The organism is Gordonia sp. 'Campus' (assembly GCF_022206305.1).
Taxonomy (GTDB): domain Bacteria; phylum Actinomycetota; class Actinomycetes; order Mycobacteriales; family Mycobacteriaceae; genus Gordonia.
This window is the reverse complement of the sequence record NZ_JAKOIW010000001.1, coordinates 48393-72184: the sequence shown is the minus strand read 5'-3', so window position 1 is coordinate 72184 and position 23792 is coordinate 48393. Positions and strand designations below refer to the sequence as shown.

At 68.9% G+C, this 23792-nt stretch carries 25 protein-coding genes and 1 pseudogene; 20 read left to right on the top strand and 6 right to left on the bottom strand.

The features are described from left to right. Nucleotides 1-4: 4 nt before the first annotated feature. The 7 genes from folE (at nt 5) to MAY35_RS00320 (ending at nt 5375) form a co-directional block, all read left to right on the top strand. Entirely contained in the window at nt 5-616 is a 612-nt protein-coding gene (folE, locus tag MAY35_RS00350) for a GTP cyclohydrolase I FolE (protein ID WP_238418642.1), read from the top strand. A 47-nt stretch (nt 617-663) separates the two neighbouring features. Continuing rightward, nucleotides 664-1518 carry a dihydropteroate synthase gene (gene folP / locus MAY35_RS00345; protein WP_238418960.1) on the top strand — a complete coding sequence of 285 codons (855 nt, stop codon included), beginning with the start codon at nt 664-666 and terminating at the stop codon, nt 1516-1518. Next, nucleotides 1511-1882, top strand: coding sequence for a dihydroneopterin aldolase (gene folB, locus MAY35_RS00340; protein ID WP_238418641.1), 372 nt, complete (start codon nt 1511-1513; stop codon nt 1880-1882). The genes folP and folB overlap by 8 nt, the downstream gene beginning before the upstream one ends. Further along, entirely contained in the window at nt 1879-2397 is a 519-nt protein-coding gene (folK, locus tag MAY35_RS00335) for a 2-amino-4-hydroxy-6-hydroxymethyldihydropteridine diphosphokinase (protein WP_238418640.1), read from the top strand. The genes folB and folK overlap by 4 nt, the downstream gene beginning before the upstream one ends. Further along, a complete protein-coding gene (locus tag MAY35_RS00330) occupies nt 2394-2909 on the top strand; it encodes a DUF3180 domain-containing protein (protein WP_238418639.1) in 516 nt (171 codons plus the stop codon). The genes folK and MAY35_RS00330 overlap by 4 nt, the downstream gene beginning before the upstream one ends. Before the next feature lie 114 nt (nt 2910-3023). Further along, the gene (locus MAY35_RS00325; protein ID WP_238418638.1) at nt 3024-4478 is read left to right on the top strand and encodes a DUF6779 domain-containing protein; all 1455 of its coding nucleotides are present in this window, start codon (nt 3024-3026) and stop codon (nt 4476-4478) included. A gap of 108 nt (nt 4479-4586) precedes the next feature. Then, nucleotides 4587-5375, top strand: coding sequence for a hypothetical protein (locus MAY35_RS00320; RefSeq protein ID WP_238418637.1), 789 nt, complete (start codon nt 4587-4589; stop codon nt 5373-5375). A 32-nt stretch (nt 5376-5407) separates the two neighbouring features. Here MAY35_RS00320 and MAY35_RS00315 read toward each other — a convergent pair whose 3' ends face one another. Next, a complete protein-coding gene (locus tag MAY35_RS00315) occupies nt 5408-6781 on the bottom strand; it encodes a serine/threonine-protein kinase (protein WP_238418636.1) in 1374 nt (457 codons plus the stop codon). Nucleotides 6782-7072: 291 nt separating this feature from the next. Between MAY35_RS00315 and MAY35_RS00310 the strand changes: the two genes are divergently transcribed. The 4 genes from MAY35_RS00310 (at nt 7073) to MAY35_RS00295 (ending at nt 10365) form a co-directional block, all read left to right on the top strand. Further along, nucleotides 7073-8107, top strand: a complete 1035-nt coding sequence (locus MAY35_RS00310; RefSeq protein WP_238418635.1) for a Rossmann-like and DUF2520 domain-containing protein — start codon at nt 7073-7075, stop codon at nt 8105-8107. A gap of 72 nt (nt 8108-8179) precedes the next feature. Next, nucleotides 8180-9082, top strand: coding sequence for a pantoate--beta-alanine ligase (panC, locus tag MAY35_RS00305; RefSeq protein WP_245403471.1), 903 nt, complete (start codon nt 8180-8182; stop codon nt 9080-9082). A gap of 2 nt (nt 9083-9084) precedes the next feature. Beyond that, entirely contained in the window at nt 9085-9525 is a 441-nt protein-coding gene (gene panD / locus MAY35_RS00300) for an aspartate 1-decarboxylase (protein ID WP_238418959.1), read from the top strand. Nucleotides 9526-9561: 36 nt separating this feature from the next. After that, nucleotides 9562-10365, top strand: coding sequence for a type III pantothenate kinase (locus MAY35_RS00295; protein WP_238418633.1), 804 nt, complete (start codon nt 9562-9564; stop codon nt 10363-10365). On the opposite strand, the gene MAY35_RS00290 is transcribed toward MAY35_RS00295, so the two are convergent. After that, the gene (locus MAY35_RS00290; protein WP_238418632.1) at nt 10280-10972 is read right to left on the bottom strand and encodes a TetR/AcrR family transcriptional regulator; all 693 of its coding nucleotides are present in this window, start codon (nt 10970-10972) and stop codon (nt 10280-10282) included. The two genes, MAY35_RS00295 and MAY35_RS00290, sit on opposite strands and share 86 nt — an antisense overlap. 60 nt (nt 10973-11032) lie before the next feature. Here MAY35_RS00290 and MAY35_RS00285 point away from each other — a divergent pair, with 60 nt between their 5' ends. Further along, nucleotides 11033-11983, top strand: a complete 951-nt coding sequence (locus MAY35_RS00285; protein WP_238418631.1) for an alpha/beta fold hydrolase — start codon at nt 11033-11035, stop codon at nt 11981-11983. Nucleotides 11984-11996: 13 nt separating this feature from the next. On the opposite strand, the gene MAY35_RS00280 is transcribed toward MAY35_RS00285, so the two are convergent. Beyond that, nucleotides 11997-12500, bottom strand: coding sequence for a TetR/AcrR family transcriptional regulator (locus MAY35_RS00280; protein ID WP_238418630.1), 504 nt, complete (start codon nt 12498-12500; stop codon nt 11997-11999). Between the two features lie 48 nt (nt 12501-12548). On the opposite strand from MAY35_RS00280, the gene MAY35_RS00275 reads away from it, so the two are divergent. From MAY35_RS00275 to lysS, 3 genes are all read left to right on the top strand, one after another. Then, on the top strand, nt 12549-13772 hold the full coding sequence (locus MAY35_RS00275) for an FAD-dependent monooxygenase (RefSeq protein ID WP_238418958.1): 1224 nt from the start codon (nt 12549-12551) through the stop codon (nt 13770-13772). Between the two features lie 163 nt (nt 13773-13935). After that, entirely contained in the window at nt 13936-14409 is a 474-nt protein-coding gene (locus MAY35_RS00270; protein WP_238418629.1) for a rhodanese-like domain-containing protein, read from the top strand. A gap of 60 nt (nt 14410-14469) precedes the next feature. After that, nucleotides 14470-16080 carry a lysine--tRNA ligase gene (gene lysS, locus MAY35_RS00265; RefSeq protein WP_238418628.1) on the top strand — a complete coding sequence of 537 codons (1611 nt, stop codon included), beginning with the start codon at nt 14470-14472 and terminating at the stop codon, nt 16078-16080. Between the two features lie 5 nt (nt 16081-16085). Here the strand turns inward: lysS and MAY35_RS23315 are convergent, their stop codons facing one another. After that, nucleotides 16086-16631, bottom strand: a complete 546-nt coding sequence (locus MAY35_RS23315; protein ID WP_308192423.1) for a DUF559 domain-containing protein — start codon at nt 16629-16631, stop codon at nt 16086-16088. Nucleotides 16632-16637: 6 nt separating this feature from the next. Here MAY35_RS23315 and MAY35_RS23310 point away from each other — a divergent pair, with 6 nt between their 5' ends. Further along, a complete protein-coding gene (locus tag MAY35_RS23310; RefSeq protein WP_308192427.1) occupies nt 16638-16817 on the top strand; it encodes a hypothetical protein in 180 nt (59 codons plus the stop codon). Between the two features lie 71 nt (nt 16818-16888). Here MAY35_RS23310 and MAY35_RS23305 read toward each other — a convergent pair. Both MAY35_RS23305 and MAY35_RS00255 read right to left on the bottom strand, forming a co-directional pair. Beyond that, nucleotides 16889-16981: pseudogene (locus MAY35_RS23305) on the bottom strand (hypothetical protein); the annotation flags it as partial. Between the two features lie 93 nt (nt 16982-17074). Further along, entirely contained in the window at nt 17075-18658 is a 1584-nt protein-coding gene (locus tag MAY35_RS00255; RefSeq protein WP_238418627.1) for a FadD3 family acyl-CoA ligase, read from the bottom strand. 43 nt (nt 18659-18701) lie between these two features. Here MAY35_RS00255 and MAY35_RS00250 point away from each other — a divergent pair, with 43 nt between their 5' ends. From MAY35_RS00250 to MAY35_RS00235, 4 genes are all read left to right on the top strand, one after another. Beyond that, a complete protein-coding gene (locus tag MAY35_RS00250; protein ID WP_238418626.1) occupies nt 18702-19967 on the top strand; it encodes an acyl-CoA dehydrogenase family protein in 1266 nt (421 codons plus the stop codon). Between the two features lies 1 nt (nt 19968). Beyond that, nucleotides 19969-20793, top strand: a complete 825-nt coding sequence (locus MAY35_RS00245; RefSeq protein ID WP_238418625.1) for an SDR family oxidoreductase — start codon at nt 19969-19971, stop codon at nt 20791-20793. A 54-nt stretch (nt 20794-20847) separates the two neighbouring features. Continuing rightward, nucleotides 20848-22005: an acetyl-CoA C-acetyltransferase gene (locus MAY35_RS00240; protein WP_238418624.1), complete on the top strand. Its 1158-nt coding sequence runs from the start codon at nt 20848-20850 to the stop codon at nt 22003-22005. A gap of 245 nt (nt 22006-22250) precedes the next feature. Next, entirely contained in the window at nt 22251-23780 is a 1530-nt protein-coding gene (locus tag MAY35_RS00235) for an aldehyde dehydrogenase family protein (RefSeq protein WP_238418623.1), read from the top strand. Nucleotides 23781-23792: the final 12 nt, after the last annotated feature.

Below are 23792 nucleotides of genomic sequence, written 5' to 3'. Positions count from 1 at the left end.
CCTGATGAGCATCAGCGAGCGTCCTGACTCCGTTCTCGAGGGATCCCGACCCGATTTCGACCAGGCACGTGCCGAGGCCGCGGTGCGCGAGTTGTTGCTCGCGGTCGGCGAGGACCCCGACCGCGAGGGCCTCATCCGCACGCCCACCCGGGTGGCGAACGCCTACCGCGAGATGTTCGCCGGCCTCTACACCGAGCCCGATGACGTCCTCGCGACGACGTTCGACGAGGACCACGACGAGCTGGTGCTGGTCAAGGACATCCCGATGTACTCGACCTGCGAACACCACCTGGTGTCGTTCCACGGTGTCGCGCACGTCGGGTACATCCCGGGAACGTCAGGCCGCGTCACCGGACTGTCGAAGCTCGCCCGACTCGTCGACCTGTACGCGAAGCGTCCTCAGGTGCAGGAGCGGCTGACCAGCCAGATCGCCGACGCCATGATGCGCAGGCTCGAACCCCGCGGCGTCATCGTCGTCATCGAGGCCGAACACCTCTGCATGGCGATGCGAGGCATCCGCAAGCCGGGCGCCACCACCACGACCTCGGCGGTCCGGGGCATCTTCAAGACCAGTGCGGTGTCCCGCGGCGAAGCCCTCGACCTGATCACCCGGTGACCCCGCGCGCAGTCCCCGACGGCGGTGGTGACCACCGGACCCTGGTGATGGGCGTCCTCAACGTCACCGCGGACTCGTTCTCCGACGGCGGCCGCTACCTCGACGCCGATGCGGCGGTGGCCCACGGTCTGGAGTTGATCGAGCAGGGCGCCGACCTCATCGACGTGGGCGGAGAGTCGACCCGGCCCGGCGCCATCCGGGTCGACCCGGACCTCGAAGCGGACCGCGTCGTCCCGGTGATCACCCAACTCGCCGCCCACGGCGTCACCGTCTCCGTCGACACGATGCGCGCACCCGTTGCCGACGCCGCGATCGCCGCGGGCGCGGCGATCATCAACGATGTGTCCGGTGGTCGTGCGGACGCCGACATGGCGCGGGTCGTGGCGAACGCGGGCCTGCCGTGGATTCTCATGCACTGGCGACCGGCCGGTGACAGCACCGATCGCCGGTTCACCCATCGCAGTGGCGACGTCGGCGGCTACCGCGACGTCGTCGCCGAGGTCAGCGGCGAACTGCTGGCCCAGGTCGACGCCGCGGTGTCGGCCGGGGTGGATCCCGACCGGCTGATCCTCGATCCCGGGCTCGGGTTCGCCAAGACCGCCGAGCACAACTGGGCGTTGCTGCATTCGCTGCCGACGTTCACCGGTCTGGGTTTTCCGATCCTGGTCGGTGCGTCCCGCAAGCGGTTCCTCGGTACGTTGCTGAACCACGACGGCGTCGACCGGCCACCTGCCGGACGTGACGTCGCAACCGCGTCGATCACGGCGCTGACGGCCGCCGCGGGCGCCTGGGGTGTGCGCGTCCATGATGTCTCGAGCAGTCGCGACGCCGTCGCCGTCGCCGCTGCCTGGCGAGCCGGGGGCTCGCGTACCTCGTCACCGGTAGGAGAAACGAATGGCTGACCGGATAGAACTGCGGGGCCTCAAGGTCCGCGGCAACCACGGCGTGTTCGACCATGAACGCGCGGACGGCCAGGACTTCTTCATCGACGTCGTGCTCTGGCTCGATCTGCAGGCCGCGGCCGAGTCCGACGATCTGCGCGACACCGTCGACTACGGAGCACTGGCACAGCAGGTCGCGGGCATCGTCGGGGGCGAGCCGCGCAACCTGATCGAGGCGGTCGGCGGGGAGGTGGCGGACTCGATCATGACCGATGAGCGGATCAGCGCGTGCGAGGTCACCGTGCACAAGCCGTCGGCGCCGATCCCGCTGACCTTCGACGACGTCGCGGTGGTGACCCGCCGCTCGCGCAAGGGCACCCGATGACCCGCGCGGTGCTGTCGGCGGGATCCAACGTCGGCGATCCGCTGGCCCACCTCCGGTCTGTCGTCGACGGTTTCGCCGACGAGCTGGTCGCGGCGTCCGCGGTGTACGCGACGCCGCCGTGGGGTGGCGTCGACCAGGAGGACTTTCTCAACATCACTCTGATCGTCGAAGGGGATGCCGATGCGCGCGAGTGGCTCGACCGTGGCTTCGAACTCGAGAACGCTGCTCGGCGCACACGCGACATCCGTTGGGGCCCACGAACACTCGACGTCGACGTGATCTCGGTGACCGATGCGTCGGGCGTCGTCGTCAGCGACGACCCGGCTCTCACCCTGCCTCATCCCCGTGCGGCCGAACGCGCGTTCGTCCTCGTCCCGTGGCTGGAGGTCGAACCGGACGCCACCCTGTGGACGCCCAGCGGCGAACGTCGGGTCACCGATCTCGTCGACGAACTCGACGCGGCCGAACGCGACGCGGTCCGGGTTGTCGACCGGTTGACGGGCCGGACGCGATGAGCCTGCCCGACCCGCGTCGGCCGGATCAGGACGACGAGGAGTCCGGACTCGGTCCCACGCGCGTCCGCGATCTCGCGATCATCGCCGCGGCCACGGCGATCGCCGCATGGATTCTGGTGCGCTACAACTATTCCGACTTCCCGCCGCTGCCACTGCTCGCCGGACTCGTCCTGCATGTGCTCGCCGCGCTCGAGATCGTCATCGCCTTCGTCGTCCGGTCTCGGGTGGAATCCCGGGACGTGGGCAGGGCGCGCGGCCAACTGCATCCGCTGACCGCTGCGCGAGTGCTGGCCCTGGCCAAGGCTTCTGCGATCCTCGGTGCGATCGCGGTGGGGGTGTGGCTCGGGTTGCTCGCGTTCCTGCTGGGTCAGCACGATCTCGCCGCCGCCGACCACGACCGGCCCGGTGCGATCGTGGGACTGATCGGGGGCGTGCTGCTCGCGGCCGCGGCGTTGTGGCTCGAGTACTGCTGCCGGGCTCCCGACGATCCGCCCGCAGTGGGCGATTCGTGACACGCGCGTCGAAGCCCCCGATGTGGCCGAATGGTTCCTTAACATGTCTGCCATCTGAGAAACTCCGCACCCGCTTGACGTCTGAATGCACTCACAGCGGGTAAATTCACGATCATGACGACCTCGAACGGCCGTTCCGCCGACTCGCGCCGCTCGAGTCGCTCGCCGGCTCAGTGGTTGCTCGGTCTGCTGATCGTGCTCGCACTGGCGGCCAGCGTACTGATGGTCTTCACCGACCGGTTGTCGATCACGGGTTCCCTTGCCGTCATCGCGGCGCTGTGGGCGGCGGTCATCGGCGCCATCCTGGTCACGAAGTTCCGCCGACAGGCCGAGAGCGCCGAAGCCAAGAGCCGCGACCTGCGTCTGGTCTACGAATTGCAGCTCGAGCGCGAGATCGCCGCGCGCCGTCAGTACGAGCTCGATGTCGAGACCACGATCCGCAAAGAGGTCACGGCGGAGTCCAACGAAGAGCTTTCCGAACTCAAGGCGCAGGTTCTCGCGCTGCGCTCGAGCCTCGAGATGCTGCTCGGCGAGCCGCTGCCCGACCAGCGGGCGGCGTTGTCGAGCGAGAAGATGCGCGAACTCGCGTCCGGGCTCGACGACGACTCCCGCACGCGCCGCCGCCACGGCGGTTCGTCGTTCGGCGGCGACTTCGGGGGCGTCGCGTCGTACGGCTCGGCCTACGCCGACGACGGTGTCCTCGCTGCGCGCGACTTCGCGGCCACCGCGCCGACGGCCGACGACGGCCGCCACACCGGTCAGGCCGACCCCAATGAGATGACCGAGGTGATCCCGGTCATCACCGACGACCCCATCTCGGGGCGTATCGCCACCGAGGTCCCCGCCGACGAGATGCATGAACAGACGTCCGCCTCGTCCGCGGACAGCCGCGGTACCTTCCCGACGTTCGGCGGTGACGACCGCTCGGTGGGCACGGTCGCCGGCGGCGAGGAAGTGTCCGATGCGGAGGTCGTCGAGCCCGCGCAGTCCGGTTCTGCGTCTCCCGCGACCGAGACCCGAACGGAGTCCGCGGAGTCGTCGTCGCTGCCCTTCTCGGGGGGTTTCTACCTGGGCAACGACGCGAACGCGACGCCATCGCACCCGTCAGAGGGTGAGGTGGCCTCGGTCCCCGCTGATCAACCCCTCTACACCGATGACACTCCGACCGACGAGTGGTCGACCGGCGGTCCGTCGGAAGGTTCGCCCGGCGGAGTCGGATCCGCTCACGATTCCGACGGAGTCGGATCCGCTCAGGATTCCGGCGGGGTCGGATCCCCGGCGGGTGCAGACGACACCGAGGCGGACCAGCACGACGCCGGCACCACGTCCGGGGAGAACGCCGCTGCGGACGACGCGGTGGAGCCGCCGCCGTTCCTGGGCGCCGCAGGTCGGCACGAGGGCAACGGCGGCCGCGCCGTCGACTCCTACGGCGGCGGACGCCGGCGCCGCGCGCCCGAGGACGACGCCGAGTCGGCGCACTCCGCGGGGCTCCCGGTCTCCGAGCTGCTCAATCAGCTGCGTCAGCAGACGGAATCGACCGGCGGAGGCCGCCGCCGCCGCAACGGCTGAACCCTGATCTCTCGGCGGGCCACCGGTTCGTCATCTGTTCGGTTCACATCCGTGACCGGGCCCGTCGAATCGCCGGTGCGAGTTGGACGATCGCCCTAGAATTCCCGCATGAGCGACGCGCTCGCGGGTGGGGAGTCCGGTCGGACCGGCCGGTCGGACGCGGCCGGGCCACCGATCCGGTACACCGACCGCGGTGGTGCGGTGCGTCAGTCCCTGGTGAGTACGGCGCTGTTCCTCCCCGTCATCGCCTGGTGGCCGACGGTGTTGTGGCTCTTCGGGTTCGACACCCATGACGGCACGCCCTTCCCCGAGTATTACGCGACCATGGAGGCAAACGGCCCGGAGACGAGCCTGATCCTGATCTGGGCGCTGACCGCGCTGATGCCGCTGTACATGGTGATCGTGCTGGGCATCTGGTCGCGCAGCCCGCTCCGTTCGGGGATCGCAGTGGTGATCGGCGCGGTGGGCGCCCTCGGCTTCTGGGGAGGCCAGGTTCCGGTGCTCGTCCGGTCGGGGGAGTACCCCGTGCTGACGTTCTGCTCGGAGAACACGCCGGCCTTCGTCCTCATGCTGATCGTGGCGTGGTCGGTCGCGCGCCGGCGCGGATTCTGGTGGGTGCTGGCGGTCCCCGTCATCGCGTTGCTGGCGATCAACGCCTACGAGGGGTGGGCGTCGAATCCGGTGGACGCCATCGTCGACGGGACGGGCAAATTGCTCGACGTACCGGTGTCTGAGGTCCTCGATCCGTTCTCGCCCAGGTTCCGGTCACCGTTCGACGACGTCGTCGACATCGTCGCCGGCGTTCTGACGCTGTGGGTGGTCGACACGATGTTCGGAGTGTTGTCCCGACAGGGCCGCGCGTCCGCCAGTCCGTACACGCCCGTGGGCAGTCATTGATCAGACACCTGCGAGTGCAACGGGTTTCGCGGTCAGAACTGGATCGTCATCGCGTGGCCGACGGTGAACCCGATGAACGCGACGCTGAGGACGATCCCGGCGATGCACAGCGCCTTGGCGAGCCGTCCGGCCGATGACGGCACTCCGCGTCCCGCCAGATACCAACCGGCCACGCCGACCGGGAGTCCGAGCCCGCCGACGACGCTCAGCGGGAGGGCGGCGACACCGCACGCCAGCGAGGCGGTCGTGCGGCGGGTGGCCGCGGGGCCGTTCGGCAAAACGTCCAGTACCGGGAGGTCGCGCGACGCGCGTACGGTGGACGCGCCCGGATCCGGTCCGCTGACGGTCTGGTCCGGTAACTCTGAATAGGCTGTCACGGTGGGGAATCCGTGAGCCGGCGATGCTGAGTGCGACGAACGGGATCGGAGCGGAGGCGCCTGCGCCGTCGGAATCGCGGCGGTGGGGGCATGCTGGGTCGCGGCGAGCTGCGTTCGTGCACTCATGGCGGGGCCGGTGCGGGCGACGATGGGGAAGAACCCCGTCGTGTCGATCGCCGAACGGAGTTCGGCGGCAAGCGAACCCGCGGAGAGCGGGCGGTCGGCGGGGTTCTTGGCCAGCCCGTGGCGCACGGCGTCGGACACCGCCCGGGGCACGTCCCGGCGCAGATCGGAGACCGCCGGCGGCGGTGTCACGAGATGGTGGTGGATCAGCATCGCCGGCGTGGGACCGGTGAAGGGCACTGTCCCCGTGAGGAATTCGAAGAGGCTGCAGGCGAGTGAGTACACGTCGCTGCGTGCGTCGAGGGTTTGCCCCGACAACTGCTCCGGAGAGGAGTACGGGAACGAACCGATGACCAGGTTCGCCGAGGTGAGAGCCGTCCCGCCGTCGGTCTGACGAGCGATCCCGAAGTCCGCCAGTCTGATCCGTCGTCGTTCCGGCGCGTCCGGCTGTCCCGGTTCGCTGTCCTCGGAGCTGAGGAGGATGTTCGCCGGCTTGACGTCGCGGTGCAGGAGCCCGTGCCGATGTGCATGGTCCAGGGCCGAGCCGATGGCATCACCCACCGCGCCGACGTCGGCGAGCGGAAGGCCGCCGGGCGTCGCGGCGATCAGCGCTGCCGCGTCGGTGCCGGCGACGTACTGCATCGATATCCACAGCCGTCCGTCCACCTCGCCGCGGTCGTAGACACTGACGATGCACGGGTGGTCGAGCTGGGCGGCCAGATCGGCCTCTCGGGTGAACCGCGCGCGGAAGGTCGGGTCGTTCGAGACGTGCTCGGCCAGCACCTTGATGACGTCGTGGCGGGGGAGACGCGGGTGCCGCGCCAGGTAGACCTCACCCATGCCCCCGGCGCCGATCTTGCCCACAACCGTGTACCCGGCGAACTCGGTACCCGGTTCCAGGCTCATCTGCGGACTCCCTTCGAGGAGGGCTGCGGTGACGAGAGGGCTGGTCCGCCTCAGACTACGCCGGTCAGGCGCAGGTCACAGCCGGTGTCGGCGATGCGATCGACGGCTGCGAGGGTGGGCGGCGCCCGGCGTCGGGGTGACACCTGTCACAGACATTGGCCCCGGCCCGCTCGCTGGACCTAACCTTGCTCTGCAACGTCTGGTACCCGTGCCGACGCCTTCGCGGAAGTTCGCTCCCGCGCCGGCTGTTTTCGGCAGAGGCGGGACTGGAACGACTTCTGGAGGACAGCGGTGACCTCACCGAGCGGTGAATCCGGTATGCCGTCAGCACGGCGACCCGGTGGCGATGACGCCTTCGGCGATCCCGCCTACCCGTATCCAGAGGCAACCGATCCGTTCCCCGGTACGTCGAATCTGCCCGCTCCCGCCCGGCTCACCGTCGGCATCGTCTCCGCGGGACGCGTCGGGACGGCCCTGGGTGAGGCGCTCGAAAAGGCCGGACACGTGGTCGGTGCCGTCGTCGCCCGATCCCCCGAGTCCCGACGTCGAGCGGCCCGTCGCCTTCCCGAATCGGAGATCCTCCACCTCGACGCGGTCGTCGCCCGCAGCGAACTGCTGCTGGTGAGCGTTCCGGACGCGTCCCTGGACGCGGTGGTGGACCAGATCGCGGCCGGCGACGCGCTTCGACCGGGCACGATCGTCGCGCACACCGCCGGTGCTCAGGGAGTCGGTGTGCTCCGACCGCTGACGGACCGCGGGGCGCTCGGCATCGCGTTGCATCCCGCCATGACCTTCGTCGGCACCGAAGAGGACACCGCCCGCCTGACGAACGCCTGTTTCGCCATCACGGCGGCCGATCCGATCGGCGAGGCCATCGCCTCGTCTCTGGTCCTGGAGATGGGCGGCGATCCGGTCCGCATCGCCGAGGAGGACCGGACGCTGTATCACGCCGCGCTCGCGCACGGCGCCAACCACCTCATCGCGCTCATCTCCGACGCGGTCACCGCCCTGAACGCCGCCATCGACCACTCCGGCCGAGACACCGCGACGGTCGACGGCTCCGGAAATCGGCTCGCCGAGCGGATTCTCGGTCCGCTGGTCTCCGCGTCGCTGCGCAATGTGCTCGAACTCGGCCCGTCGGCGCTCACCGGACCGGTCGCGCGCGGTGACGCCGAAGCGGTCGCACGTCACCTCGCCGCACTGCGGGCGGTCCCCGGTGGCCCGGGCCCACACGGCATCGCCGACGCCTACCGGACGCTCGCGCGGCGCGCGGCCGACCGCACCGATGCCCCGGCAGCCTTGCTCGATGTCCTGGAGGGCCGATGACCCCCCCCGATCGAAGGAGATCCCGTGAACGCCCCCACCGGCGAGACCGAACCCACTTTCGCGGCCGGCGCGATGACCGTGCACCGCGAGCCCGCGACCCTGTCGCGGGTCACGCGTGCCCTGCGCGGGGCGGGCAAGCGGGTCGTGCTGGTGCCGACCATGGGTGCGCTGCACGCCGGGCACCTCGAGTTGGTGCGCGCGGCGAAGGCGAAGGGCAACACGGTCGTGGTGGTCTCGATCTTCGTCAATCCGCTGCAGTTCGGGGCGGGTGAGGACCTCGACGCCTATCCGCGCACCCTGGATGCCGACCTCGCGCTTCTCGAGCCGCTGGGCGTCGAGCTGGTCTTCGCGCCGAGCGCGGCGTCGATGTATCCGAACGGTCGCCGCACCATGGTTCACCCGGGAGAGACCGGCGGGATCCTCGACGGCGTCTCCCGGCCCACGCATTTCGCCGGAATGCTCACCGTGGTGCTCAAGCTGCTCAACATCGTCGGACCGAACGCCGCGTTCTTCGGTGAGAAGGACTACCAGCAACTGGTGTTGATCAAGCAGATGGTCACCGACCTGAATCTCGACATCGACATCGTCGGGATCCCGACCGTACGCGAGTCGGACGGGCTCGCGATGTCCTCGCGTAACCGGTACCTGACCCCGGAACAACGCGAGCTCGCGACGGCCCTGTCGGCGGCGCTCGTCGCCGGTGCCCATGCCGCCGAGGGCGGCCGGGAGGCGATCGTCGACACCGCGCGGTCGGTGCTGGCCACGGTGCCCGAGATCGAGATCGACTATCTGGAGCTGCGTGGCAGGCAACTCGAGGACCCGCCGGAGAAGGGTGCCGGACGACTCCTCGTGGCCGCCCGACTGGGCCCGGCCCGCCTGATCGACAACGTCGGGGTGAGCATCGGCGGACTCGCCGCGCTCGAAGAAGAAATCGCCTGGAACAACGCCACCACAACCACCACAGAGGGACGATGACCATGCTGCGCACCATGATGACCTCGAAGATCCACCGCGCCACCGTGACCCAGGCCGATCTGCACTACGTCGGCTCGGTGACCATCGACTCCGATCTGCTCGACGCCGCCGGGCTGCTGGAAGGCGAGCAGGTCACCATCGTCGACATCAACAACGGCGCCCGGTTGGTGACCTACGCGATCGCCGGCGAGCGTGGCAGCGGGGTCATCGGGATCAACGGTGCCGCAGCGCATCTCGTCCATCCCGGCGATCTGGTGATCATCATCGCGTACGGCATGCTCGACGAGGCCGAACTGCGCGAGTACTCGCCCAACGTCGTCTTCGTCGACGACCGCAACCGCATCGAGACCACCGGGGACGACCCGGCGGATGTCCCTGCGGGATCGGGGCTCCTCGATCCCCGGCACCTCGACAGCCCGGTCTTCGCCGACGCGTCGATCTGACGTCGACGCGACCGTCCGACGACACGCCCTTCGACCATGCTGCTCACCGTCGACATCGGCAACACCAACATCCACCTCGGCGTGTACGCCGGGACCGGAGATCATGCACGCCTGGTGCGTGACTGGCGGATACACACCGATCCCCACTACACCGCCGACGAGCTGGCATGGGCGTTCCGCGGCATGCTCGGCGACGACATCGAGCAGGTGACCGGCGTCAGCGCGCTGTCGACCGTGCCGTCACTCCTCCGCGAACTGCGCGTCATGGTCCCGCGCTATTTCGGGAACGGTCCCCACGTGCTGCTCGAACCCGGCGTGCGCACCGGGGTTCCGCTGCTGGTCGACAACCCGAAAGAGGTCGGCACCGACCGGGTGTCGAATTGTCTTGCCGCGCACCACGAGTTCGGCGGACCCTGCATCGTCGTGGCATTCGGTACCGCGACGGTCGTGGACGCGGTGTCGGCGAAGGGCGAGTTCCTCGGCGGCGCCATCGCGCCCGGGGTCAACCTGGCCGTCGAGGCCCTCTCCGAACACACCGTCACCGTGCGGAAGGTCGAGCTGATGCCGCCGCGCAGCGTGCTCGGCAAGAACACGGTCGAGGCGTTGCAGTCCGGCATCCTGTACGGCTTCGCCGGACAGGTCGACGGCCTGGTCGATCGGGTCTGCGACACCGTCCCCGGTTTCGACGGCGACGACGTGACCGTCGTCGCCACCGGCTACCTCGCTCCGCTCATGTTCGACGAATGCCGGTCGCTCACCGACCATCACCCGCACCTGACCCTGGACGGCCTTCGGCTGGTCCACGAACGCACGAAGGCGAATCCCCGTCGCGGCAAGTGAACTCACGGCTCGCGTCCGGCCTCAGCTGCTGCGCAGCCCGTTCAGCGTGTAGGTCGCGATGCGATCGGCCAGTTCGACCTCGGTGAACCCCGACCCCGCCAGCTGATGGACCTGCGCGTCGACGGCGGCGAACGCGAGACGCAGGTCGGCGTCGGCCGGACTCCGGCGTCCACCCGTCGGCGACGAGGTAGGGGAGCAGCCGACCGATCAGCGTGTCGACGAGAGCGGTGTAGCCGGTGGCCAGCCGCACCGGGTCGGTCAGCTCGCGCAGGCGTCCGTGTGCGCGTCCGTGGGTGGAGTTCTCCTGCACCGCAGCGCCGATCACCAGCCGTAGGATCTCCGGCCACGGTCGGGAACCGACGGGGTTGTCGTCGAGGATCGTGGTCAGCCGCGCGCCGGCGGACTCGAGGTGCCGTCGCGCGAGCTCGTCGAAGACCGCCTGTTTGTCGCCGAAGTACTGATAGATCGAACCCACCGACACCCCGGCCCGCTCGGCGATGCCGTTGGTGGTCAACCCGGCGCCCTCGGCGTCGAGAAGCTGAGTCGCCGCTTCGAGGATCATCTCGACGGTGAACGACGAACGTTGTTGCCGTGGGGTTTTGCGCATCGGCTCGATCCTGCGAGAACGCGAGTTGTCCGGCCACTCCGTCGGATCGACGATGGAGGGGTGAGCATCGAATCCTACTACCGCTTCCTGCCCGAGCCGTGGCGATCCGACGCAGCGGGGATCGCAGCCGAATCCACCTGGTGGGTTTGGCCGTCGAGTGCCGGCCGCCCCTGTGGACAGGTGGATGTGCACGTCCGGCGCGCGCGTCGCGATGCGGCACCGCTGCGGGTGTTGGTGCTGCACGGCGGCGGCGGACACAGCGGGCTGGTCTGGCCGCTGGGGGCCATTCTCGCGAAGGAGGGATACGAGGTGCTCGCCCCCGACCTGCCCCAGTACGGCCTCACGCGGGTGCCCGATCCCGGGCGCGTCCATTACGAGGACTGGGTCGATCTGGTGAGCGATCTCGTGATCACCGAGACCGAGGGTGATCCCCGTCCGCTCGTGGTGCTGGGCGCGAGCCTGGGTGGGATGCTCGCCTACGAGGTCGCGGACCGGACGGGACGCGTGGCGGCGGTCGTCGCCACCTGTCTGCTCGATCTTGCCGGCGATCCCGATGCGCGGCGAGCAGTCGCGCGCACGCCGGCGCTGGCGCGACTCATCCCGCTGATGTCCGCCGCGTCCCGGGTCGGCGCCCTCGCCCGGGTGCGGTTCCCGATCCGCTGGGTCGCCCCGATGTCCGCGATGAGCCTCGACCCGGCGCTGTCGAAGGTCTGCGCCGACGATCCACTCGGCGGGGGATCGTCTGTGTCGCTGGGCTTCCTGGCGGACCTGATGACCCATCATCCGCCTCGTCCGGAGCGCTACCGGGGCCCGCGGGTGCTGCTCGTCCACCCCGCGTCCGACACCTGGACGCCGCCGGAGGTCAGCGTGCGTTTCGCCCGGCGTATCGTCGCACCCACCGAGATCCGACTGTTGAGCGGGTGCGGTCACTTCCCGGTCGAACAGCCCGGCGTCGACGAGCTGGCCGACCGTCTGCGTGCACTGGCGGCGGATCTGGTCGAGTCGCCGTGACGAACGGCCGAGGTCAACGGAACGCGCGCAGCAGACGGCCAGGATCGTGATCGGCATCGCTGCCGTCGGCATCGCGCAGCAGTGCGTCGAGGACAAGGCCGTCGAGGGCGGCGACCAGTTGCCGGGCATCCGCGCGCGACATGCCCCCGTCGACGAGTCCCGTGACGTACCGGTCCCGATGCCCGACCATCGCACGCCGGAGCGCGTCGTCGCGGGTCGCGAGCAGCATGAGTTCGTACCGCGCCTTCGTCCGGACACGGTCGGCGCCCAGCCAGCGGGCGATCACCTCCCGTGCCGACTCGCCGTCGGTGGCCCGGTCGCCGTCGAAGACGTGCTCGACCAGGGCGGCGAGGAACCCGCTCTGCCCGCCGAAATGATGTCGGACGCTCCCGTGCGGCACACCCGCCGTGTCTTCGACGGCCCGGGCGGAGGCCCGACGGCTGCCGACTGTCCCGATGAGGGCGACACCGGTGTCGAGCAGGACGTTCCGCGTCGAGGTGCTCGGCGATTTCTCCACACGGAGAAGAATATCTGCTAGATTCTTCTCCATGTGGAGAAGAACCCGATGAAGGTCGTGATCGTCGGAGCCGGGATCGCGGGACTGTGTACCGCCGCCGGGATGGCCGCGACGGGTGCGGACGTGACACTCGTCGAGCGTGCACCGGAGGTGCGCGGGGGCGGCGCGGGGTTGAGCATTTTCGGCAACGGTCGCCGGGCCCTCGGGGCGCTCGGGCTGTCCGCGGTGATCCCCGCAGGCCTGGACTCGACAGACCTGGACTCGACAGACCTGGACTCGACAGATCTGGACTCGACGGACCCGGACTCGATCGGGCCGGACTCGACAGGCCCCGACTCGATGGGACCACCGGTCAGCGGAACGCGGCGGCCGGACGGTCGGTGGCTCAGCAGGTTCGATCCCGAGTCTCTCGTGGACATGCGGGTGGTGCGCCGCACCGAGCTGCACGCAGCGCTGCTGGACGCCGTGTCGGGCAGCGCCGACATCCGAACGGGGGCCGGTGTCGCCGACCTCGACGTCGTGGACGGCTGGGTGCGGCTGTCCGATGGCGCCGAGATCGCGGACTGCGACCTGATCGTCGGCGCCGACGGCCTCCGGAGCCGCGTGCGGGCGGCGGTCGTCGACGATCCCGGCGTCATCCGGTGTGGCTACTCCGCGTGGCGGGCCATCACGTCGAGGCCGGTCGCTCTCGATGCGGCGGGCGAGACGATGGGCCGGGGACAACGGTTCGGGATCGCGCCCCTGCCCGACGGGCATGTGTACTGGTTCGCCTCGATCTCGGACGACGGAACCCGGGCCGAAGGTGGTCTCGACGAAGTGCGGCAACGCTTCTCGGGGTGGCATCGACCGATCGTCGAGCTGCTCGACGCCACCGAACCGGCCGATGTCGGGCACCTGCCGATCGAGGAGCTCGCGCGAGGGTTGCCGACGTTCGTGAGGGCTCGAGGTGTTCTCGTCGGGGATGCCGCGCATGCGATGACGCCCAACCTCGGACAGGGAGCGAATCTGGCGATGGAGGACGCGGTGACGTTGAGCGCCCTCATGAGCCGCGCCGGCCGCGACGGGGTTGACGATGCGCTGGTGACCTATGACCGGCTGCGACGACCGCGCACCCAGCGGATCGCGCGACAGGCGTCGATGGTCGGCCGGGTCGGACAGATGCGCGGCGGACCCGCTGTCCGGGCTCGCGACCTCGTGCTGCGAATGACGCCCGACGCCGTACTCGACGCACGGATGCGTCGCCTGCAGGACTGGCAGCCGCCCCGAGCGTGAGCGGGGCCACCTGTATCGAACCCTGGTCGGGCCCGCCCGGCTGTGGCATACTCGTCGCCGTGATCCAGAGCTGTCAGGAGTGTTGTCGGGGCTAGTACCGCATCTGCGGCTGCCCTCTTCGCGCTCCCCGCTCGTCTCGATCACCCCTTGAGGACTCCCTCTCATGACCGCTTCGGTTGCCCCTTCTGCTGTTCCCACCTCACGTAACGCTCCCCGCTCGGTGTTCGCCGCGGCGTCTCCGATCGTCGCCCCGGCCCCGTCGTCGCCGCTGTCGTTGCAGGTCACCGACTATTCTGCGGCGGTGGCCGCAGGAGCCGTCCCCGTCGACGTGCGTTCGCATCGACGGCGTCAGATCGACGGCGCCCTCTTCGGCGCACTGGCCATCGACGCCGTCGAGGTCCTCGATCGCCTCACCCCGGACACCCCGGAGTCACTGCGTTCCGCGCGACCGGACTCCCGATGGATTCTGGTGAGCGAGGACGGGCACGAAGCCGAATGGCTCGCCTGGCACCTGCAGGCCCGGGGCGTCCACGGCGCGGTCTTCGTCGTCGGCGGTCATCGCCGGATGCGCTCGGCGCGCGTGAACGGTCGGATCAGTCCGGACGACCTCGCCGTCATCGCCGCGCACGAGAACTGATCCGACGCAGCGGCTCCCGGTGCCCGCGCGGGGACAGCCGACGCGGTGAGTTGGGAGTCGGTGACCGGCCCCGATAGGGTGCGTGGGGTGAGTGACAGCCCGACCAGCACCGCCCCGGCCGACGTTCCCGGCAGCAGCATCGACGCCTCCGGCAGCAACACCGACGTCGTCGACGAGCAGACTCCCGAGCAGCTGCGCATCCGCCGCGAGAAGCGCGAGCGCATCCTGGCGGAGGGGCGTGAGGCGTATCCGGTCTCGATTCCCCGCACCCACAGTCTCGGTGAGATCCGTGCCGCCTATCCCGACCTTGAGGCAGGCACCGAGACCGGGCAGCACGTCGGCGTCAGCGGGCGCGTGATCTTCCTGCGCAACAAGGGCAAACTGTGCTTCGCGACCCTCCAGGAGGGCGACGGGACCCAGCTGCAGGCGATGGTCAGTTTCAACGGCGTCGGGGAAGAGGCGCTGGGCCGCTGGAAGGCCGAGGTCGACCTCGGCGACATCGTCTTCATCTCGGGCGAGGTCATCAGCTCCCGCACCGGTGAACTGTCGGTCATGGCCGACGGTTGGCAGATGGCGTCGAAGTCGTTGCGTCCCTTGCCGGTTGCGCACAAGGACTTGAGCGAGGAGACGCGGGTCCGGCAGCGCTACGTCGACCTCATCATGCGTCCCGAGGCGCGCAGCATCGCCCGCACCCGGATCTCGGTGATGGCCGAACTCCGTGCGGCACTGGGTCGTCGGGGCTTCCTCGAGGTCGAGACCCCGATGCTGCAGACCTTGCACGGCGGGGCGGCGGCACGTCCGTTCGTGACGCACTCCAATGCCTTCGACATGGATCTGTTCCTCCGGATCGCTCCCGAACTCTTCCTCAAGCGATGCGTCGTCGGCGGCATCGAGCGCGTCTTCGAGATCAACCGCAACTTCCGTAACGAGGGCGCCGACTCCACGCACTCACCCGAGTTCGCGATGCTCGAGACCTACCAGGCCTACGGCACCTACGACGACTCCGCGGTGATGACCCGGGAGCTGGTCCAAGAGGTCGCGCAGGCCGCGCTGGGCACCCAGACCCCGACGATGCCCGACGGGTCGACCTACGATCTCTCGGGCGAGTGGACGGCCCTCGAGATGTACCCGTCGTTGTCGGAGGCCCTCGGCGAGGAGATCGTGCCGGCCGGAGCCGACGGCGAGACCGGCGTCGACGAGCTGCTCGCCATCGCGGCGCGCGTCGGCCTGGAGATCCCGAAAGACAAGGGGTACGGCCACGGCAAGCTCGTCGAAGAACTGTGGGAGCACATGGTCGGGGAGAAGCTGGACCGGCCGGTCTTCGTCCGCGACTTCCCGGTCGAGACCTCCCCACTGGTCCGCGCACATCGGTCGGTGACCGGCGTCGTGGAGAAGTGGGACCTCTACGTCCGCGGCTTCGAGCTGGCCACCGGTTACTCGGAGCTCGTCGACCCGGTCATCCAGCGTGAGCGTTTCGTCGACCAGGCCCGCCTGGCCGCGGCCGGCGACGACGAGGCGATGGTCCTCGACGAGGACTTCCTCGCGGCGATGGAGTACGGCATGCCGCCGACCACCGGTACCGGCATGGGCATCGACCGTCTCCTCATGGCCCTCACGGGCCTCGGCATCCGCGAGACGATCCTGTTCCCGCTGGTGAAGCCGCGCTCCTAGCCGCTTTATAGCTCGGAACCGCGCTCAGCGCGGCTTCGAGCTATAGAACGCCGGATCTGGGCGAGCATGGAGGCAGGTCGGCAAGTGATGTCCTGCCAGGTAAAGCGTAGTACCGTCCACCCGTTCGCGATCAGGACGTTCTGACGGGTCCGGTCGTGCTGGAACGACTTGGCGTCGCTGTGGAACGCGAAGCCGTCGATCTCCACGGCGACCTTGCACTCCGTGAACGCGACGTCGACGACGTAGCCGCACACCTCGGCGTTCGCGGTCCATCCACCCAGATCGGACGCCCGCAGCACGCCCAACGCCTTGCGTTCCGCCTCGGAGCGGGAACCGTCCGATATCGCCGCGACCATCTCGCGAGATCGTGTCGAACCGCGACGGCCGCTGTTCCGGGTCTGGGCTGCGACCACATCGTCGACTGAGGTCAACTTCCGCAGGAGCGCGGAGTCCAGCAGTCGTGAGCCCGAATCGACCGCCGCATCGAGGATCGTGAGAGCCGGAGCGGTCACCCGGAGGCCGTCGACGACGGTGAGGTCGAGCGGTGACACGGTGCGATGCCAGATCCGGACGCCGTCCACCGCGCGACCATGGCGGCCCTGGGGTGTGACGACGCCGATCTCCGTCGGGACCTCGGTGTCGAATCCGTGCCACCAAAATGCGGAGTCGGAGCACAACGCCGCGTCGGCGAGGTGGCCGCCACGGCGATCCGCGCCCGCATGCGGTCGTCGACCTGACGATCGGCGAGGTGGAAGACGCCTCTGGAGATCCGAACCCATTCACCCGTCTTCACCCGGCGATAGCCGGTGTCGGTACTGATCCCACATTCGAGCGCGTCGGTAGTGGTGAAGACACCGTCCTGTGCGGCGAGGAGGGAGCGAAACTTGACGTAGTCGGCCACGCATCTTCGACGTCGTAGCCGGGAGGCCGGTTCCCCCTTCGAATTTCATAGCTCCAGACCGCGCTGAGCGCGGCTTGAAGCTATAAAACGGGGCTAGGTGAGGTTGCGCTTGAGGATCTTCCCCGACGGGTTGCGCGGGAACTCGTCGACGAACACCACCGAGCGGGGGACCTTGAAGTTCGCGAGGTGCTGCTTGGCGTACGCGATGACGCGGTCCTCGTCGAGGTCGGCGTCGTTGCGGACGGTCAGGTAGGCGCGGCCGACCTCGCCGAGGCGGTCGTCGGGGACTCCGATGACCGCCGATTCGGTGACGCCGTCGAGTCGGGCGAGGGTCTGTTCGATCTCGGCGGGATAGACGTTGAACCCGCCGCAGATGTACATGTCCTTGAGTCGGTCGGTGATCTTGAGGTTGCCGCGGTCGTCGAGAGTGCCGATGTCGCCGGTGTGCAACCAACCGTCGGCGTCGATGGTGGCGGCGGTGGCCTCCGGGTCGTCGAGGTAGCCGACCATCACCATGTCGCCGCGGGCCAGCACCTCGCCCTCGTCGGAAAGCTTGATCTCCATTCCGGGGAACGCGCGACCACATGTGTTGGCGACGGTCTCGTCGTCGTCCTCGGGGGTGCAGGTGGAGACGAAACCACTGGCCTCGGTCAGCCCGTAGGCGGTGATGACGGTGTCGACGCCGAGTTCGTGCTGCAACCGTTCGACCAGCACGACGGGCACGATCGCGGCGCCGGTCACGACGATGCGCAGACTCGACAGGTCGTGGTCGGCCCGTTGGGGATCGTCCAGGATGGTCTGGAAAATGGTCGGTGCGCCGGGGAACACGGTCGCCTTCTGGTCGGACACCACCTTCATGGCCTGCTGCGGTGAGTAGACCGCGAGGGGGAGCATGGTCACCCCGAACAGGACGCAGGGCAGGATGCCCGCCTTGTATCCGAAGGTGTGGAAGTAGGGATTGGCCATCAGGTAGCGGTCGTCAGGATTCAGGCCTGCGTTGGCTCCCCAGCCGTGCGAACCGGCCAGCGTCTGCCGGTGGGTGGCCAACACGCCCTTCGACTTTCCGGTGGTGCCCGAGGTGAACAGGATGTCGGAGAGGTCGTCGGGTGAGACCGCCTCTGCTCGACGATCCGCCTCGGCCAGCGACTCGGTGGTCGCGCGTTGCAGGAAGTCGTCCCAGTCCACTGCGCCGTCGGGGACCTCCCCGTCCTGGGCGAGGGGCACCCGGATGACGAGGTCCGGCATCGAGTCGCGGTGGTCGCGCAGGAGTTCGGCAGCATGGTCGACGCCGAGGAACTCCCCGGACACGACGACTCCTCGCGCACCCGAACGTTCGATGATCTCGACGGCCTCGCCCGCGGTGTAGCGGGTGTTCAGCGGCACCAGGACCGCCCCGGCGTGGTGAACGCCGAGCGCGGCGACCGGCCAGTGATGGCTGTTGGGTGCCCAGATCGCGACCCGGTCTCCGGGCCGGACCCCCGAAGCCCCGAGCGCGCCGGCGAACGCCCGGACGGCGTCGTGCAAGCGGGCCCACGTCAGCTGCACGGGCGGATGCGACGAACTCTGCCACTGCCCGTCGACGAGGGCGATACGGTCGGGCCACGCGTGCGCGGCCTGCCGCAATGCGGCCGGGGTGGTCGTCGTGGGGAGTGGCCCGGGCTGGGGGGTCTGCGCCATAGAGCTAAACCTAGCAAGTGCTTGGTAGGTTATGCTAGCGCGCATGACCTCGATCAATCTCGCCGATCGTGCCGTCGACCTGGGTGAATGGGCGAAGTCGACGCCGGATGCCGCCGCCGAGTTCGCGACCGCGGTACGCACCTGGCTGGACGAGAACCTCGCTGGTGACTTCGCCGACCTGAAGGGTCGCGGCGGGCCGGGAAGCGAGCACGAGTTCTTCGCCGAGCGGCTCGAATGGGACCGACACCTGGCTCGCCACGGATGGACGTGCATCGGGTGGCCCACCGAATACGGTGGCCGCGGCGCGACTCTCGAACAGCGGATCATCTTCCACCGCGAATACGCGCGCGCGAACGCTCCGGCGCGTGTCAACCATCTCGGCGAGGAACTGTTGGGCCCGACGCTCATCGCCTTCGGAACCGAGGGACAGAAGAAGCGCTTCCTGCCCGGCATCGTCGACGTCACCGAACTGTGGTCCCAGGGTTACTCCGAACCCGGAGCGGGTTCTGACCTCGCCGGCGTCTCCACGTCTGCCCGCCTCGACGACGATGCCGGCAAGTGGATCATCAACGGACAGAAGATCTGGACGTCCCTCGCGCACGTCGCGCAGTGGGTGTTCGTGATCGCGCGCACCGAGAAGGGGTCGTCACGGCATGCCGGGCTCAGCTTCCTGCTGGTGCCGCTCGACCAGCCGGGGATCACCGTGCGTCCCATCCAACAGCTCACCGGGACATCGGAATTCAACGAGGTGTTCTTCGACGACGCGGAGACCGACGCGGACCTGATCGTCGGCGAACCCGGCGAGGGGTGGAAGGTCGCGATGGGCCTGCTCCAATTCGAGCGGGGGGTCTCGACGCTCGGACAGCAGGTGGGCTTCGCCCGCGAGCTCGACAACCTGACCGAGGTCGCCCGGACCACCGGTGCGGTCGACGACCCCGAACTGGCAAGCAGATTGGCGCGCGCCGACATCGGACTGACGGTGATGCGGGCGCATGCACATCGGACGCTGGACGGGGATGTGACGTCGCAGGCCGGCGCTGCCTCGGTCTCGAAGTTGTTGTGGGCGAACTGGCATCGCGATCTCGGCGAGCTCGCCATGGATGTCGTCGGCGCACCGTCGTTGATCGGTCCGGCGGCGACGGCCGAGGGCAAGGCCAACAACATCACCGATCCCGAGAACGTCGAACTCGACGAATGGCAACGGCTCTACCTGTTCACCCGCGCCGACACCATCTATGGCGGATCGAACGAGGTGCAGCGCAACATCATCGCCGAGCGGGTGCTCGGCCTACCCCGAGAGGCACGCTGACATGACCGGAGCCGATGTGACGGACCGAGTGATCTCCCCGCTGGCGACCCCGCCTGCCGAGATCCCCGGCCATGGACTGCTTCTCGGCAAGAAGGTCGTGGTGACCGCCGCCGCCGGAACGGGAATCGGGTTCGCCTCGGCCCGGCGCGCACTGCTCGAGGGCGCGGACGTGCTCATCAGCGACTGGCACGAACGACGCCTCGGCGAGGCGGCGGAGAAGCTGTCGACGGAGTTCCCGGACCGTACGGTCTCCCAGCGCACCTGCAACGTGCAGGTCACCGCTGAGGTCGACGCACTGATCGACGACGCCGCAACCCAACTCGGCCGCATCGACGTCCTGGTCAACAATGCCGGGCTCGGCGGTGAGACACCCGTCGCCGAGATGACCGACGAGGAGTGGGACCGCGTCCTCGACATCACGCTCACCGGCACGTTCCGGGCGACGCGTGCCGCGCTCCGGTACTTCGGATCGGTCGAGCACAACGGCGTCATCGTCAACAACGCCTCGGTGCTCGGGTGGCGGGCGCAGCGCGGCCAGGCGCACTACGCGGCGGCGAAGGCCGGGGTGATGGCGCTGACCCGGTGCTCGGCACTCGAGGCCGCCGACGTGGGTGTTCGCATCAACGCCATCGCGCCGTCGATCGCCAAGCACCCGTTCCTCGCGAAGGTCACCAGCGACGACCTCCTCGACGAACTGGCATCCCGCGAGGCCTATGGCCGGGCCGCCGAGGTCTGGGAGGTCGCCGCCACCGTCGCCATGCTCGCCAGCGACTACACCACCTACCTCACCGGCGAGGTCGTCTCCATCTCCAGCCAACGCGCCTGACGCGCAACCACTTCAGCCCCGAACAGCTCGACACCTGAACGAGGAGTACCGATCATGTCCATACCGCAGGCCTACATCGTCGACGCCGTCCGGACCCCGGTCGGCAAGCGCAACGGCTCACTGGCCAAGACCCACCCCGCCGACCTCGGCGCCCACATCATCTCCGCCCTCGTCGAACGCACCGGCATCGACCCGGCCGCGGTCGACGACGTGGTCTTCGGCTGCCTCGACACCATCGGCGGGCAGGCCGGCAACGTCGCACGCACCGCCTGGCTCGCCGCGGGTCTTCCGCTCGAAGTCCCCGGAACCACCGTCGACCGGCAGTGCGGCTCCAGCCAGCAGGCGATCCACTTCGCCGCGCAGGGAGTCATGAGCGGCACCCAGGACATCGTGGTCGCCGGCGGCCTGCAGAACATGAGCGCGATCCCCATCTCCCAGGCCATGATCGCGGGCAAGGACTTCGGATTCACCACACCCACAGCAGAATCCGCCGGATGGCGGGAACGCTTCGGCGACTCGCAGATCTCGCAGTTCCTCGGCGCGGACATGATGGCCAAGAAGTGGGACATCAGCCGCGAGGACATGGAACGCTGGGCGCTCCAGTCCCACCAGCGGGCCCAGGCGGCGATCGCCGACGGGAAGTTCGACAACGAGAACATCGCGCTCGGCGACTGCGTCGTCGACGAATGCCCGCGCGAGACCTCGATGGAGAAGATGGCCGGCCTCCAGGTGCTCGCCGAGGGCTCACGCCTCACCGCCGCCGTGGCCTCCCAGATCGCCGACGGTTCCTCGGCGACCCTCGTCGTCTCCGAGCGTGCGCTGAAAGAACACAACCTCACCCCCCGCGCCCGCATCCACCACATGTCGGTGCGCGGCGACGACCCCGTGATGATGCTGTCCGCGCCCATCCCCGCCACCAAATACGCGCTCGACAAGACCGGACTGACGATGGACGACATCGACGTCGTCGAGATCAACGAGGCCTTCGCGCCCGTCGTGCTCGCCTGGCTGAAGGAGACCGGCGCCGACCCGGCCAAGGTCAACCCCAACGGCGGCGCCATCGCCCTCGGCCACCCGCTCGGCGCCACCGGCGCCAAGCTGTTCGCCACCCTCCTCAACGAACTCGAGCGCACCGGCGGCCGCTATGGCCTGCAGACGATGTGCGAAGGCGGCGGGACCGCCAACGTCACCATCATCGAGCGGCTCGGCTGAGGCGCGGCGGTCCGCCGCGGGTGCGAAGGCGGCGGGACCGCCAACGTCACCATCATCGAGCGGCTCGGCTGAGGCGCGGCGGTCCGACCCCCCTCGACGTCCGGCCGAATCGGCCGTACCCTTCTGACAACAGGTGTGCCCACATACGGGTGTGACCTGGCGCATACTATGGTGTGGGACAGGCGGACGCTTTCGTTCCAAAGTCCGCACCCTAGCTGCAGCACGAACTATTTGAGGGGATCTCGATGACCAAGCCTGCTGAGCACACCAGCGCCGGGGCGACGAGCGCGGCGCGCGGCGTCTCGTCCGAAGCGCACACGTTGACCGAGCTGGTCGAGATCCAGCGCGCCGCGTTCCTGCGTGACGGCATCCCGGACGCCGACACCCGCATCGACCGCATCACCCGGCTGGCTGCCCTGCTGCTCGACCACGCGGACGAGATCGCCGCCGCACTCGCCGAGGACTTCGGCTCGCGGCCGCGTGAGCTGTCGCTCGCCGCCGACGTCGCCGGCTGCATGATCGACCTCGCCCACCAGCGCCGCGGCGTCAAGGAGTGGATGGCCGAGTCCAAGGTCGCCAAGATCCAGGGCATGCTCGGCTACAAGCAGAGCATCCGCCACGACCCGCTGGGTGTCGTCGGCATCATGGGCCCGTGGAACTTCCCGCTGCAGCTGACGATCGTGCCCGCGGGCTCGGCCTTCGCGGCCGGTAACCGGGTCATCCTGCGCCCCTCGTCGGTGACCTCGCGAACCACCGACGTGATCGCCAAGCACGCACCGAGCTACTTCTCGATCGAAGAGCTGGCGGTCGCCACCTCCAAGCATGGTTCGGGGTCGGACTTCGCCAAGCTGAAGGTCGATCACATGTTCTTCACCGGGTCGCCCGGGGTGGGTGCCTCGGTGGCTCAGGAAGCCGCGAAGAACCTCATCCCGGTCACACTCGAACTCGGTGGCAAGAACCCGGCCGTCGTCGACATCGATGCCGACATCGACAAGGCCGCGACGATGCTCGCCGATGCTCGCATGGTCAACGGCGGCCAGGTGTGCCTCTGCCCGGACTACGTCTTCGTCCCCGAGGCCAAGCTCGGCGAGTTCACCGACAAGGTCGTCGCACGGTGGACCAAGAACTTCCCGACGATCCTCGACAACGACCAGTTCACCTCGACGATCAACCAGAAGAACTACGAACGCATCCTCGGTCTCATCGACGACGCCGAGCAGCTCGGTGCCACCAAGCGCCAGGTGATCCCCGGCGGCGAGCCGCTGCCGGACCCCGAGCGCCGCAAGATCCCGCCGACGCTGCTGACCGGCGTCAAGGCCGGCATGAAGATCGAGGAGGACGAGGTCTTCGGTCCGGTGCTCACCGTGTACCCGTACCGCGACCTGTCCGAGGTCATCAGCCAGATCAGCTCGCACCCCCATCCGCTGACGATGTACTGGTGCGGCGATCAGAACGAGCGGTTCCAGAAGCTCGCCGACAACACCCGAAGCGGCTCGATCAACGGCAACGACTTCGCCATCCACCTGTTCAGCGGTGAGCTGCCCTTCGCAGGTGTCGGTAACAGCGGCATGGGCGGCTACCACGGCCGGACCGGCTTCGAGACGTTCAGCCACGCCCGCGCCGTCGCCTTCTCGACGCTGCCCGTGAGTGTCGCCGAGATGATGTCGCCGCCGTTCCTGCCCAAGGACACCAAGCTGACCAACAACCAGCTGAAGCTGTGGAAGTTCTTCAACAACCGCGCGATGAAGAAGGTGCGCAAGCGCCTCGGCGCCTAAGATCGGTCGTCT

What these genes read in the sequence shown, in the direction of transcription:
- MAY35_RS00325 (WP_238418638.1), top strand. Translation starts at nt 3,024, where the DNA reads ATGACGACCTCGAACGGCCGTTCCGCCGACTCGCGCCGCTCGAGTCGC.
- MAY35_RS00270 (WP_238418629.1), top strand. Translation starts at nt 13,936, where the DNA reads ATGACCGCTTCGGTTGCCCCTTCTGCTGTTCCCACCTCACGTAACGCT.
- MAY35_RS00240 (WP_238418624.1), top strand. Translation starts at nt 20,848, where the DNA reads ATGTCCATACCGCAGGCCTACATCGTCGACGCCGTCCGGACCCCGGTC.
- MAY35_RS00315 (WP_238418636.1), bottom strand. Translation starts at nt 6,781, where the DNA reads ATGAGCCTGGAACCGGGTACCGAGTTCGCCGGGTACACGGTTGTGGGC.
- folB (WP_238418641.1), top strand. Translation starts at nt 1,511, where the DNA reads ATGGCTGACCGGATAGAACTGCGGGGCCTCAAGGTCCGCGGCAACCAC.
- MAY35_RS00295 (WP_238418633.1), top strand. Translation starts at nt 9,562, where the DNA reads ATGCTGCTCACCGTCGACATCGGCAACACCAACATCCACCTCGGCGTG.
- MAY35_RS00250 (WP_238418626.1), top strand. Translation starts at nt 18,702, where the DNA reads ATGACCTCGATCAATCTCGCCGATCGTGCCGTCGACCTGGGTGAATGG.
- MAY35_RS00290 (WP_238418632.1), bottom strand. Translation starts at nt 10,972, where the DNA reads ATGCGCAAAACCCCACGGCAACAACGTTCGTCGTTCACCGTCGAGATG.
- MAY35_RS00320 (WP_238418637.1), top strand. Translation starts at nt 4,587, where the DNA reads ATGAGCGACGCGCTCGCGGGTGGGGAGTCCGGTCGGACCGGCCGGTCG.
- MAY35_RS00255 (WP_238418627.1), bottom strand. Translation starts at nt 18,658, where the DNA reads ATGGCGCAGACCCCCCAGCCCGGGCCACTCCCCACGACGACCACCCCG.
- folE (WP_238418642.1), top strand. Translation starts at nt 5, where the DNA reads ATGAGCATCAGCGAGCGTCCTGACTCCGTTCTCGAGGGATCCCGACCC.
- MAY35_RS00330 (WP_238418639.1), top strand. Translation starts at nt 2,394, where the DNA reads ATGAGCCTGCCCGACCCGCGTCGGCCGGATCAGGACGACGAGGAGTCC.
- panC (WP_245403471.1), top strand. Translation starts at nt 8,180, where the DNA reads ATGACCGTGCACCGCGAGCCCGCGACCCTGTCGCGGGTCACGCGTGCC.
- folK (WP_238418640.1), top strand. Translation starts at nt 1,879, where the DNA reads ATGACCCGCGCGGTGCTGTCGGCGGGATCCAACGTCGGCGATCCGCTG.
- MAY35_RS00235 (WP_238418623.1), top strand. Translation starts at nt 22,251, where the DNA reads ATGACCAAGCCTGCTGAGCACACCAGCGCCGGGGCGACGAGCGCGGCG.
- MAY35_RS23310 (WP_308192427.1), top strand. Translation starts at nt 16,638, where the DNA reads ATGCCAGATCCGGACGCCGTCCACCGCGCGACCATGGCGGCCCTGGGG.
- MAY35_RS00275 (WP_238418958.1), top strand. Translation starts at nt 12,549, where the DNA reads ATGAAGGTCGTGATCGTCGGAGCCGGGATCGCGGGACTGTGTACCGCC.
- MAY35_RS00245 (WP_238418625.1), top strand. Translation starts at nt 19,969, where the DNA reads ATGACCGGAGCCGATGTGACGGACCGAGTGATCTCCCCGCTGGCGACC.
- folP (WP_238418960.1), top strand. Translation starts at nt 664, where the DNA reads ATGGGCGTCCTCAACGTCACCGCGGACTCGTTCTCCGACGGCGGCCGC.
- panD (WP_238418959.1), top strand. Translation starts at nt 9,085, where the DNA reads ATGCTGCGCACCATGATGACCTCGAAGATCCACCGCGCCACCGTGACC.